Source organism: Vreelandella sp. 21, from assembly GCF_050995515.1.
GTDB classification, from domain to species: Bacteria; Pseudomonadota; Gammaproteobacteria; order Pseudomonadales; family Halomonadaceae; genus Vreelandella; species Vreelandella alkaliphila.
Genome location: NZ_CP194673.1, coordinates 3,380,802 through 3,393,374 on the forward strand (window position 1 = coordinate 3,380,802; position 12,573 = coordinate 3,393,374).

The window sequence follows — 12,573 nt, forward strand, 5'->3', positions numbered from 1 at the left end:
TTCACCAATCGCTATTCACCAATCACGATTTACTAATCACTCCTTACGCTTCGCCAACTGCTCTTTTAGCTGCTTGGGCACTTGCTTGATAATCAGGCGATCCTGGTTTTCATCGTACTCAATGCTGGACCCGAGCAGGTGGGAGTCAAAACTGATCGATACGCCCCCAGCACGTCCGGTAAAACGGCGGAACTGACTGATGGTGCGCTTGTCCGGCGGGATCTCTGGAGAAAGGCCGTAGTCAGCATTACGGATATGGTCGTAAAACGCTTTGGGCTGCTTTTCGTCCACCAGCCCCGAAAGCTCTTCTAACGTCATTGGCTCGCCACGGCGCAGCTGCTCATTGGCGTAGTCGACCAGGGTGTCGGTTTTTTCTCGGCTGGCTTCGTCGTCGTAGTCCTCTTTTTCGACGTAATCACTGAAAGCTTTCAGCAGCGTGCGGGTTTCGGCGGGAGCATCAATGCCCTCTTCCATTCCCAACAGCGCTATCAAACCATCGGCTAGCTTTTTGCCGCCGCGGTCTTTTAAAAACGACACATATTGTGCGCTTTCAGAATCGCTCTGCCACTGGGTAAGGTTTACCCGTGCTGCCAAGGTGAGCTGGCTGGTATTAAGCTGCGCGGCGGGCACTGCTTGGTGCTCTGCGTTAATGCCAATACCTTCCCGCTGATGAACTAAGCCTAAAAACAGTGTCTCGGTATCGCCCTGTCGTAGATGTGCGAACACTAAGTAGCCGCTAACGGAGAGCTGCTCTTGCAGTGTTTGCGCCAAGCGTTCTGCAATAGCAATAGAAAGCTGGGTGAAATCCTGCTCTTCTGCCATATATGCCCGCAGCCAGGCTACCAACGGACCAGCCTGCTCGCCCTGCTCAGCAAATCGCCCCCACCCTTTGGCTTTGGTGTTGTAGGTGTCATTTAGCGAATTCACCAAGCTTGCCATCACAGGGTCATCGTGGGCCGCGGGTGTTGACGCAGGTGCCGCCGTGACGGTCAAACGTTCACCATCTAATGATGGATCAAGGCGGTGCACAATACTTTGCAGTAGCGGCATAAGCGGGAGTTACCTTTTATTTAAGAGCGGTTTAGCTAAGAACGATGTATCTAAGAACGATTGATTAAAAAACAAGTTATCAAAAGAGCGGTGTTGGCAAAGAACCGCTCAACAAGCAATCCGCAGGTTTAGGGCTTTAAGCGATAACCGGTGCGGAAAATCCAGGCAATGGTGGCAAGGCTAGCGGCCAGGAAGAGCAGGATCATCGCCACGCTGGCCGCTAAACTGACATCGCTAATGCCGTAGAAGCTCCAACGGAACCCACTGACCAAGTAGACCACAGGATTGGCCAACGTAACGGTTTGCCAAAACGGCGGCAGCATATCAATAGAATAGAAGCTGCCGCCCAAAAACGTCAGCGGGGTAATCACCAGCAAAGGCACCAACTGCAGCTTGTCGAAACCATCTGCCCAAATGCCGATAATAAAGCCCAGCAGGCTGAAGGTGACGGCGGTCAGCACTAGGAAGGTGAGCATCCAAATCGGATGAGCAATTTCCAGTGGCACAAATAAGCTGGACGTTGCCAGGATAATCAGCCCCAGAATGATCGATTTCGAGGCAGCAGCGCCCACATAGCCCACCACCACTTCTAAATAAGAGATGGGCGCTGAGAGAATTTCATAAATGCTGCCGGAAAACTTCGGGAAGAAAATCCCAAACGAGGCATTAGAGACACTCTGGGTAAGTAGCATCAGCATAATCAGCCCAGGCACAATAAAGGCACCGTAGCTGACCCCGTTAATCTCGCTGATGCGTGAACCAATCGCCGCGCCAAACACCACAAAGTAAAGCGAGGTTGAAATCACTGGCGACACAATGCTTTGCAGCAACGTGCGGCGGGTGCGCGCCATTTCCGCCATATAAATGGCACGAACGGGGTAGAGATTCATGGGCGCTCCTTTACCAAATCGACGAAAATATCTTCCAACGAGCTTTGCCGGGTGTGCAGGTCTTTAAAGCCAATGCCCGCCTTTTCCAACTGGGTGAGCAGCGCAGAAATACCGCGGCCTTCCTCTTCCTGACGGCCATCGTAGGTGTACACCAATTCATAGCCATCTGCAGCCAGGCTCAGCTCGTCTTGATCAAGGGACGCAGGCAGAGCAGAGAGCGGCGTGTGCAGCTGCAGCGTTAGCTGCTTGCTGCCAAGCTTTTTCATCAGCGCTGCTTTCTCTTCCACCAATACAATCTCACCGCGATTAATAACGCCAATGCGGTCGGCCATTTCTTCGGCTTCTTCAATGTAATGGGTGGTGAGAATGATCGTGACACCATTATCCCGCAGCCCGCGCACCACTTCCCACATATCACGGCGTAGCTCGACGTCTACCCCAGCGGTGGGTTCATCTAGAAATAGAATGCGTGGTTCATGAGAGAGCGCTTTGGCGATCAATACACGGCGCTTCATACCGCCGGAAAGGGTCATCAAACGATTGTTGCGTTTGTCCCACAAGGCCAGCGACTTAAGCACTTTCTCGATATGCGCTGGATTGGGCGACTTGCCAAACAAGCCACGGCTAAAACTGACCGTGTTCCATACCGTTTCAAAGGCTTCGTTGGTCAGTTCTTGAGGCACAAGACCAATACGTTCGCGGGCCTGACGATAGTGGCTAACGCTATCATAGCCATCGACGACGACGTGGCCTTGGGTTGGGTTCACCAGCCCGCACACCACGCTGATTAACGTTGTTTTGCCCGCCCCGTTGGGGCCAAGCAGGGCAAAAATCTCGCCGCGCTGAATAGTTAAATCCACACGGCTAAGGGCTTGAAAGCCACCTTCGTAGGTTTTGTTCAAGCCTTCAATAGTAATAATGGGATCGTTCAAGGCGTGCTCCTCACACCGCGACAGCATTGCCGCGGTGCTTGACGGATGTTCGGCGCCATTAACTGCGGCTAGTGATTTCCAACAGGTGGTAACCAAACTGGGTTTTGACCGGGCCGTGTACTTTGTTCAGGTCACCGCTGAAAACGACCTTGTCGAATTCCGGTACCATTTGGCCGGGGCCAAAGCTACCTAGGTCACCGCCTTGGCGGCCAGAAGGGCAGCTAGAGTGCTGCTTGGCCACTTCTGCGAAATCACGACCGTTTTCGATCTCTTGTTTCAGTGTGTTGCACTGCTCTTCACTGCTTACCAAAATATGACGGGCGCTGGCACGTGCCATAACAAACTCCTTATTAAAAAGCCCCAAAGCGGCGTATCAGTTTATCATGCTGGTACGGCGTTAGGCGCTAGCGTTAGCTTGATTAAAGGTCAGCTAACGCACCACTAAAACGTAGCGCGTCACCAATACTTGCCAAGGCGCGTTCGTGGGCGCTTACCGGAAGCGGGCCTCGGCTACAGGCGACAATTACCCACGGCCCCTGCGCTGAAGAAATACGCGAGGCAATACCTGCATCGCAGCTACGACGGTGCTGGGTACCGGTTTTATGAGCAAAATGAATGTCACTGCCCAACCCTTGTTTCAAGCGGCGTTCGCCGGAGGAAGTGCGGTTCATTACCGCCAGCAGCATTTGGCGTTGTTCCGCCTTTAAGTCCGTCATGCCCCCATGGTGAAGCGAAGCCAGTACATCCCCGAAGGCACGCAGCGTGCCTACGTTCTCACCCGTGGCTTCATAGGCATCAAAGGCGCGGTCGTAGTTAGGTTGCTCGAAGGCATCTTGGCGCACGCTAAGGGCACGGGCTAACGCTACTGGGCGCTGGCTAACGGGATGCTTGCGCAGCGCCATAAAATCTAAACCATCTAAGTCTTGGGCATCTGGATGAAGCTGGCCATACACACCTTGGCGTACGCCAACGAGCTTGCTAATCGGCCCTATATGACCGGGCCTTCCTCCGCTCGCGGCCACCATGGCATTTGCCCGTTCATTCACTGCTTCAAGCCCTACACGATCAATCAGCATGTCTGAGGCGGTGTTATCGCTAACGGTGATCATCTGTTCCAACAAATAACCAATAGAAATAGGCGTGCCTGGATCATGCCAGTTTACCGGGCCTGCGCCATCCACATAGTCACTGCGCGCCAGGGTAATCCGCTCATCAAGCGATAGCCTGCCAGCTTGGCGTTCGGCCAACACCTGAGCAGCCACCGGTACTTTTATCAGCGATGCCAAATACCATGGCTCATCGGCTTTCCATGAATAGGCTTCACCACTGGCCAAATTCTGCACATACACACCCAGCTGCCCACCAAACACCTCTTCGATGGCGGCCATGCGGGCATTTAAGTCACCCTGCCAGCGGCTCTGTTTATCGACTTCATAATACCAATCTGCATGAACAGGCAGTGCTATTAACAGCGCTACTACCATGAGCCCGCGCTGTATCCAGTGTCGCAAATCGTCAACTCCCGTTAGTTTGCTCGCGCTTAGCGATGAGCCGCCATCCAGCGGGTCAACCAAATCCACAGCGCGGCACCGAGTATTAATAAGCCACCAATGCCAAGCGCCTGCGGATAGCTGTAGGCCCCCTCGCCTTCCAATAAAAAACGTAGTACTAGAAAAATCATCACGATATGGAAGATAAAGGCTTTGAGCGCATCACTACCGACGAGAGTGATCGGCAACAGTGCTTTCGCAGCGGTGGCGCCACCCGCTAAGGCAAGCCCAAGCAGCACCAACGCGCCACCCACGCTAAACAGCATAAAGTTTATCCCTGGCGGGTGTTTTCCCACATTACGAGCCACCGCCATCATCGCACCATGAACATCGCCCCCGGCGATGGCTATGCCATAAAAAGCGCCGACCATCAGCGCCCCCGACCCTGCCAGCCAAAGAGTTAAACGGCGGCGTAAGGTGGCATCGAAATAGCAGCGTAACAGCGCTTCGCCGATCAATAAGCCAGACAATATTAGTGGGGCGCGGCTAAGCTGTCCCCAGGCATAGTGCTCTTCATGATCCACCAGAAACGCTTTTAAGAGCTCGTAGCCCCCAAAGGAAAAGCCTTGTAACCACGCTGAAAGCGCCGTTAATCCTGCGATGGTCGCCAAGCGTCCCCACAGTGGCGTTCGGGCCCACAGCGGCAATATTAATGGCACCCATAGCAAGGCAATGGCGTAGAAGCCGAGAATCTCTACCCAGATAGCAAACCGCCCGTAGAGCAGCGTATCAACAATATCGCTAGGCGAGCTAAAGGGTAGCATTTCGATAATAATCAGCGCTTTATACCAAAACCAAACCTCAACGGCCCTTACCCATAGCTTTAATCGCCGCCGAGGCCAATCGTCACTTTGCGTGTAAGCAAGGAAGGCCACCGCCAGCGCTATGCCGAACACTAGAATAAATAGTGAGGACGAGAACTTAGTCAAAAAGTGGATAGGCACCATGCCCCAGTCGGGCACATGACGCATGCCTACTAAACCGCTAACGGCATGACTGATAATCATCAGCCCAATGGCAATGCCACGCGCGAGATCAATCGCTTCGATTCGTCCTTGCGCTTTAGGAAGCTGTGGAACCTCCTTCCAGTTCAACACGTCGGCAACGTCCTTGTGGCTGATGTTAGTAATAGAACTCTAACCATAGCCTATTCATTCCCTACGCCCTATCCTCACGCCCTATGTGGCATCTTTTAACGCAAAAATGCCCCGCAACTGGCGAGGCATTTCATGGTTCATCCGTGAACCGGAATAGAAGTTAATCCTTTAGCAGTCATGGGTTACCAGCCGGAATCATCTTCCTCTTCAGTTTCCCATGTGTCTTGCTCTTCTTCTTCCTCTTCATAAGTGAATTCTTGCTCTTCCTCTTCGTACTCAGTAGTTACACCTTCATTAGTAGCGCCTTGCTCTTGATCAGAGTCGAAAGAGTTGTAGGCGCCTTGCTCATCCTGGGTCGTTTCTTCCTGAGGAGCGGGCTCGTAATCATCGTTGCCTTCCATGCCAGCAAAGGCCAGCGGGCTAGCGATTAAACCAAACGATACGCCTAAAATGCCAAGTTTCTTGAGAGCTTCCTTTTTCATAGTCATGCCTCCTGGTATGGCTTCGCTTTCACTTTGGTTTTCGGTAATCAAAAAATTCGATCATTTGAAAACCTTGGTTAGTGGCAAGAACGTCATGTCTTCCTAACACTTCGTTCTTGCCCAATACATTGCAGCCGCCATACCAAGCCATGCCAATAAAATAAAAAACACTTTAAATACAGAGACTTGTACAAAAATAATGCATACCAATCTAATGGCGCACCGATCTTTAATTAGCGATTTATTGTTTACCGCTGACACATGAGCCCTGTTGCATCATGACAAACGAGGTTTGGGGGATTAATACCCCATCACCCGAGGCAGCCACGTGGCAAGGCCAGGTATCGCGATCAACAATAAAATCGTGGCCAGAATAGGAAGCAAAAACGGCAACACCGCTTTGACAACCTGCCCATAGCGTAGTCGCGTAATGCCCACCATTAGAAACAGCACCGTGCCAAAGGGTGGCGTAATAACTCCCACTGAAAGCGTAATGACCATCACAATGCCGAAATGGACAGGGTCTAACCCCGCGCTTAGCGCAGCAGGCACCACAATGGGAGTGAAGATCAGGATGCTCTCGATGACCGACATGAAACAGCCGATAAGCAGGAAAAACAGCGCAAAGCAGAGCAGCAACGCAATCGTCGGCATATCGATGCTGGCCACCTGTCCCGCCAACGCTTGTGGAATGCCCATGCGCACCAAAATCCAGCCGTAAAAACTGGATACCGCAATAATCAGCAGAATCACGGCGCTGAACATAAGGGTACGTTGGAAAGCATTAAACAAGTCGCGCAGGCTTAAGTCACGGTAGATCAGGCCGCCTAAAATAACCGCATAGAGCGAGGCAATGGCGCCCGCTTCCGTTGGCGTAAAGAAGCCCCCCCAAATACCACCGACAATAATGGCGGGCATCATCAAGGGCAGAATAGCGCGTTTACCGGTTCGGACGACCTCGCAGGCATCAAACGGTGTAGGCTTAGGCATCACTACTTTGCCTGTTGCCCCGAGCATTACCGTCATTCCCATCAGCAATAATGCCATCAAAATGCCGGGCAGTAGCCCCGCCATAAACAGCCCGCCGATACTCACGTTGGCCAGCCAGCCATACACTACTAGCGCAATACTGGGCGGCAGAATCGGCCCAATCACGCTAGAGGCGGCGGTAATTCCAGTGGCGTAACCCAAATCATAGCCACGCTCTTTCATGGCTTTAATTTCAATGCTGCCAAGACCCGCCGCGTCGGCCACGGCAGTACCCGACATGGTGGCAAAAATAGAGCTGGCCACTACGTTAGCGTGACCAAGACCACCTTTGGTAAAGCCTACTAATGCCGTGGCGAAGTCAAAAATACGCGTGGTTGTTGAGCCAATATTCATAATATTGGCAGCCAGAATAAACAGCGGAATGGCCAACAACGTAAAGTTGTTGAGCGTTTGCACCATCCGCAGTGGCAGTAACTCAACGGGCAACCCTCCGGTACCGGTGAATACCAAAGCGATAAATGAAGTAACACCGATAGCAACCACGACAGGCAACCCGATAGCCATTAGCACCAACAGGCCGCCAACGAAAATTAGTAATTCAGTCATGGTGCCGTCACCTCTTCTTCGCGGGGTGCTTCAAGCCAGAAAACTGGGCCGCGCAGCGTTTTCCAAAGGGCGATGACCGCCATGCTTGCGAAGCTAAAGAAGATACCGTAGTAGAGGTAGCTGAAACTGATACTTAACGAAACGGTTTTATTGTTGGCGCTCATATCCGACATAATCCACGCGCCCCATGCCGCGAGCAGAAAAAAGCCGCAAGAGATCAGCGAAGTAAGGCGATACTGTATATTTTTACCTGAGCTAGAAAGTTTGTGGCTGAACAGGTCAACCACTAAATGCTCGCTGCGTATCCACGCAGAGATAGACCCAAAGCCAATGGCATAAATGGCCAGCAGTGACGCAACTTCTTCTGTCCAGGGCATCCCCAACCCAAGTAAGTCACGGGCTACCACTGCAGACACAATGAGCAGTAATATCGCGGCCATTAACGTCACCCCCACCCCATCGCAAAGACGGGTGGTGTAACGCAACACATAAAAAGCGATTCTATCCGGCCCGTTTCTGGGCGGCATAGCTGAATCCACGGGAACGCTCCTGAGGCTTAATAAGGCTTAAATAGGTATCTTTTAAAACTACAACGACGGCCTGATAGGCCGCCGTTGTTCATTTAGCACAAGCAATTACTGGCTTTCATTACCTAACGCATCTTCACGCACGCCACCAGCCATATCGGCCATGACACGATCAATCGCAGGCAACGCCGCTTCGCGGAAAGCTTCAATATCGGGTTCGATAATCGTCATGCCCTCTTCCTGTAGCGCCGTCAAGTAGTACTCATCAAGCTCACGCTCACGCTCCGAACCATGCTCCCTGGCGACATGGATGGCTTCCTCGATCAACGCTTGATCTTCCGCCTCTAGCCCATCCCACCAGCGTGAACTGGCCACCCAGTTCCAAGGGAACTGCACGTGACTGGTCATAATGATGTGATCCTGCACTTCCCACAGGCGGCGGGTATAGGGCGAGGAGAGCGAGTTTTCATGGCCATCGACTTGACCTGTTTGCATGGCCAAGTAAATTTCCGGCGCGGGAACGTTAACTACCTGAGCGCCGATCTCCTCCCACACCTCAAGCCATACGGGAAGCGATGGCAGGCGTAAACGGAAGCCGTCTAAATCTTCAGGGCTATTGATCGCCTTGTTGGCGGTCATGTGGCGTGGTCCACGGTGTTGAGTGCCGAAATACTTAAGCCCGCCCTGGTTTTCAGCCTGCTCAATCAATGCCTGGCCGGAAGGGCTTTCCATATAGGCGTCGACTTCGTCCCAGGTTGAAAAAACAAACGGCACGGTAATAGCGTCATACTCTGGCGCATACTGCTGGCGCCAGTTGCCGCCAGTGATAGAAATCTGGGTTTGACCTAAGTTGAGCAGTTCCAGCACCGCGTTTTCACCGCCGAGTGAACCTGCTAGAAAAGGACGCACCTCAAAACGGCCTGGAGCCTGCTCTTCTAGGTATTCGGCAAAGCGCTCGACTGCTGCGCTTTCAGAGCCGCCTTCGCTCATGGTGTTGTTAACTTGAATTTCGATCGGGTTTGCCAAGGCAAAGGGGGCCGCCGTTAGCATACCCAGGGTGGCCAGCGTGGTAAGCAATGTTGTCCGCATAGGATGACTCTCTACGGTTGTCGTTATTGGATGTGGTTATGGTTATTAAGCGTGATACTTATCACAGCATTTTTGCTGTTTGATTGATCTTGAAACAAGCAGCCAAGCGGCTCAAATCGACGTTTATGAAGGCTGACTTCGTCAAATACGATGGCTAGAAACGCCGCTATAGCGCGCTAAACTACGCACCCTATTATCAGCATACGACCAAAGATGAATACCCACTGCACCCTTAGGCTATCTCAATGGCGCTTGTCTGCTGTTTTTAGCCGCGGCTTCAACCGCCATTTTCGCCAGGAGCTTTCATCATGCACGAAGTCGCCCCCGTCGTGTTTATTACCGGCGCCACTTCTGGAATCGGCCTTGCTTGTGCCCACCGTTTTGCCCAAGCGGGCTGGTCACTGGTGTTAACAGGACGGCGTCAAACTCGCTTAGAGGCGCTCTATAACTCACTGAAAAACAGCGTACCTGTGCACATTGCTCAACTGGATGTCAGCAACCCACAAGACGTTGCTAACGTGGTTGCGGCGTTGCCAGAACGCTTTCAGCACGTGCATACACTGATCAATAGTGCAGGACTAGCGCTGGGTAAGGGGCCAGCACAAAACGCTGAGCTGGATGACTGGCATCGCATGATTGATACCAACGTAAAAGGGTTAGTGACTGTCACGCGTCACCTATTGCCAAAACTCATCGCCGCTGGCCCTGGTTCAACGGTAATTAACCTGGGTTCTATCGCCGCTCATACACCTTACCCAGGTGGGCATGTGTATGGCGCCACCAAAGCCTTTGTAGAACAGTTTAGCTATAACCTGCGCTGCGACGTTGGCCCCCAGGGCGTTAGAGTGACCGACCTCGCCCCGGGGATGACAGCGAGTGAATTTACGCTGGTTCGCATGAAAGGCGACCACCAGGTAGCCGATAGCTACTACGCAGGAGCGAAACCGCTTCAGCCTGAGGATATCGCCGACCAAGCGTTCCATGTAGCCTCACTTCCGCCGCATATCAATATCACGCGCTTAGAAGTGATGCCGCTTTGCCAGCAGTGGTCGGCCCCTACGATACTGCGGGATTAAGCGCCGATTTGATGAGCTTTATAACGCTGAATGCTTTTCTGCGGTCAGCAGGTCCACCATGTGCCTTGCCGTAACAGGAAGCGTCGCGTAGCGGCGCACGCCAATAACAAGTTCACGCTGGGCCCAGGCGTCGCTCAACGGAATGCTTTTAAGCTGCAGATCACCTAGCTCGCGATAGATCGTTTGTTCTGGTAGCACGCCGACCCCCATGCCATGGTGAATCATGCGGCAAATAGCATCAAAGCTACGTACCTGAATTCGCATTCGCAGCGCTCTTCCCGATAGATTAGCCTGCTCAAGCAATAGCGCTTGCAGTGACGCATCTTGCTGCAAACCGATGAAGTCGAAAGCGAGCGCTTCATTGAAGGCAATACTGTTTCGCTCCGCTAACGAGTGTTTATCAGGCGTTACTAGCACTAAGCGATCACGCCGATACGGAATTATCTGTAAGTCTGGCGCAGCCACATGCCCAGCAAAAATGCCAATATCGGTTAAGCCATCCCGTACAGCGGCAATAATTTCATTACTAACCCGCTCTTGCAGATCGATTTTGATCTCTGGGTAGTGGCGAGAGAACGCGCTGAGATCTTGGGGAAGAAATGCGATGATCGCCGAGGTGTTGGAATGAATACGCACATGCCCACGCACGCCTTCACCATATTCACTGAGTTCTGCCTGTAAGCGTTCAACATTGTCGAGGATACGCCGCGCATGATGTAAAAACGCATGCCCTGCTGGGGTTAGCTCTACACCTCGGGGCTTACGGTAAAGTAGCGTTGCTCCGACCAAGCTTTCAAGATCGCTCATTCGCTTGCTAACGGCGGCAAGGGCTAAGTGTTCGCGTTCGGCAGCCGCGGTCAAGCGGCCTTCGTCTGCAACAGAGATAAACAGCTTGAGCGTAAAAAAATCAAAGCGGCGCAACTCGGCAAACTCCTGAAAAGTAACCTGACTATGCTAGCGCATACCTTCGCCAGTCACGAAACCTTTGTTACCCATTGCCTAATTGTCTCGCCTAAGCGGCTCACGCATGCTGGTAGGCAACAATATTAACGACACGACCAGGAGAGCCTTAATGCATGCTCCCGAAGCGCGCCAGCTTCCTTTAGAAGGCCTGAAAGTCCTTGAACTTGGGCAGCTCATTGCAGGCCCTTTTGCGACCAAGCTGCTGGGTGAATTTGGTGCCGATGTGATTAAAATTGAGCCGCCCGGCACCGGTGACCCCCTTCGCAAATGGCGAATGCTTGAGGAAGGCACCTCTCTTTGGTGGCACGTACAGAGCCGTAACAAACGCTCGGTGGCGCTGGACTTGCGCAGTGAAGAGGGTCAAGCGCTGGTGCGCGAACTCGCTACCGAGGCTGATGTAGTGGTGGAAAACTTCCGCCCTGGCACATTAGATAACTGGGGGCTGGGCTGGCAAGCGCTCTCAAAACTCAACCCACGATTAATCATGGTGCATATTTCCGGCTACGGACAAACGGGGCCTTACCGCGACAAGCCCGGCTTTGGTGTGGTGGGTGAAGCCATGGGCGGGCTGCGTTATCTCACCGGTCAGCCGGGCGAGCCTTCCGTCAGGGTAGGCGTGAGCATTGGTGATTCGCTGTCCGCGCTTTACGCTGTCATTGGCACCTTGCTGGCACTGCAAGAACGCAACCGCAGCGGGCTGGGGCAAGAGATCGACGTGGCGCTGTATGAGTCGGTATTTGCCATGATGGAGAGCCTGCTACCGGAATTCGATGCCAGCGGCCAAGTGCGCGAACCTAGCGGCAGCGCCCTCCCCGGCATTACGCCTTCTAACGCTTACCGCTGCCTGGGCGGCGATTACGTACTGATTGCCGGTAACGGCGACAGCATTTTTAAACGCTTGATGGGCGTGATTGGCCGTGATGATCTGGCCAACGACCCCGCGCTAGCCCACAACGATGGCCGCAGCCAGCAGGCTGAAATGATCGACGCAGCGATTCAAGCGTGGTCTGAAGAGCACCCAAGAGAGGCGATTCTTAAAGCGCTGGATGAGGCACGCGTGCCAGCAGGCTATCCGTACACCGCCGAAGATATTGCCTTTGACCCCCATTACTTGGCGCGGGAAATGATTCAAACCTTCACCCGCCCCAATGGCAAACCATTAAAAGTACCCGGTGTACTGCCTAAACTTAGTGCTACCCCAGGGCGACTCGGCGATGGCGGTCCGGCGCTTGGCCAGCATACCGATGACGTGTTGGATGAGCTGGGCATTGACCAGGAAACACGTGCCAAGCTGCGTCAAGCGGGCATTATCTAAGGAGAG

13 protein-coding genes are annotated in these 12,573 nt (G+C 53.0%); 2 read left to right on the forward strand and 11 right to left on the reverse strand.

Going from position 1 to position 12,573, the window contains the following annotated elements; genetic code table 11:
• Positions 1-36: 36 nt before the first annotated feature.
• The 10 genes from yejK to ACN06F_RS15480 form a co-directional block, all read right to left on the reverse strand.
• Positions 37-1,050: a nucleoid-associated protein YejK gene (gene yejK / locus ACN06F_RS15435; RefSeq protein ID WP_038478446.1), complete on the reverse strand. Its 1,014-nt coding sequence runs from the start codon at positions 1,048-1,050 to the stop codon at positions 37-39.
• 128 nt (positions 1,051-1,178) lie between these two features.
• The gene (locus ACN06F_RS15440) at positions 1,179-1,940 is read right to left on the reverse strand and encodes an ABC transporter permease (protein WP_009722819.1); all 762 of its coding nucleotides are present in this window, start codon (positions 1,938-1,940) and stop codon (positions 1,179-1,181) included.
• Positions 1,937-2,872, reverse strand: coding sequence for an ABC transporter ATP-binding protein (locus tag ACN06F_RS15445; RefSeq protein WP_120386301.1), 936 nt, complete (start codon positions 2,870-2,872; stop codon positions 1,937-1,939). The genes ACN06F_RS15440 and ACN06F_RS15445 overlap by 4 nt, the downstream gene beginning before the upstream one ends.
• Positions 2,873-2,930: 58 nt before the next feature.
• Complete coding sequence (locus tag ACN06F_RS15450; protein ID WP_009722821.1) at positions 2,931-3,209, reverse strand: peptidylprolyl isomerase; 279 nt, start codon at positions 3,207-3,209, stop codon at positions 2,931-2,933.
• Between the two features lie 82 nt (positions 3,210-3,291).
• Positions 3,292-4,356 carry a serine hydrolase gene (locus ACN06F_RS15455; RefSeq protein ID WP_433925126.1) on the reverse strand — a complete coding sequence of 355 codons (1,065 nt, stop codon included), beginning with the start codon at positions 4,354-4,356 and terminating at the stop codon, positions 3,292-3,294.
• 56 nt (positions 4,357-4,412) lie between these two features.
• Complete coding sequence (locus ACN06F_RS15460) at positions 4,413-5,519, reverse strand: heparan-alpha-glucosaminide N-acetyltransferase domain-containing protein (RefSeq protein WP_433924231.1); 1,107 nt, start codon at positions 5,517-5,519, stop codon at positions 4,413-4,415.
• A gap of 182 nt (positions 5,520-5,701) precedes the next feature.
• Positions 5,702-6,001, reverse strand: a complete 300-nt coding sequence (locus ACN06F_RS15465) for a hypothetical protein (protein ID WP_095603728.1) — start codon at positions 5,999-6,001, stop codon at positions 5,702-5,704.
• 300 nt (positions 6,002-6,301) lie between these two features.
• Complete coding sequence (locus ACN06F_RS15470; protein WP_038478464.1) at positions 6,302-7,597, reverse strand: TRAP transporter large permease; 1,296 nt, start codon at positions 7,595-7,597, stop codon at positions 6,302-6,304.
• Positions 7,594-8,124, reverse strand: coding sequence for a TRAP transporter small permease (locus ACN06F_RS15475; RefSeq protein ID WP_433924232.1), 531 nt, complete (start codon positions 8,122-8,124; stop codon positions 7,594-7,596). Before ACN06F_RS15475 ends, ACN06F_RS15470 begins: the two co-directional genes overlap by 4 nt.
• A 108-nt stretch (positions 8,125-8,232) precedes the next feature.
• On the reverse strand, positions 8,233-9,213 hold the full coding sequence (locus tag ACN06F_RS15480) for a TRAP transporter substrate-binding protein (RefSeq protein ID WP_433924233.1): 981 nt from the start codon (positions 9,211-9,213) through the stop codon (positions 8,233-8,235).
• Positions 9,214-9,521: 308 nt separating this feature from the next.
• On the opposite strand from ACN06F_RS15480, the gene ACN06F_RS15485 reads away from it, so the two are divergent.
• On the forward strand, positions 9,522-10,289 hold the full coding sequence (locus ACN06F_RS15485; protein ID WP_433924234.1) for an SDR family NAD(P)-dependent oxidoreductase: 768 nt from the start codon (positions 9,522-9,524) through the stop codon (positions 10,287-10,289).
• 18 nt (positions 10,290-10,307) lie between these two features.
• Here the strand turns inward: ACN06F_RS15485 and ACN06F_RS15490 are convergent, their stop codons facing one another.
• Positions 10,308-11,210 (reverse strand): LysR family transcriptional regulator, encoded by a 903-nt coding sequence (locus ACN06F_RS15490; protein WP_433924235.1) that lies wholly within the window; start codon positions 11,208-11,210, stop codon positions 10,308-10,310.
• A gap of 151 nt (positions 11,211-11,361) precedes the next feature.
• On the opposite strand from ACN06F_RS15490, the gene ACN06F_RS15495 reads away from it, so the two are divergent.
• The gene (locus ACN06F_RS15495) at positions 11,362-12,567 is read left to right on the forward strand and encodes a CaiB/BaiF CoA transferase family protein (protein WP_433924236.1); all 1,206 of its coding nucleotides are present in this window, start codon (positions 11,362-11,364) and stop codon (positions 12,565-12,567) included.
• The last annotated feature ends 6 nt before the right edge of the window (positions 12,568-12,573 follow it).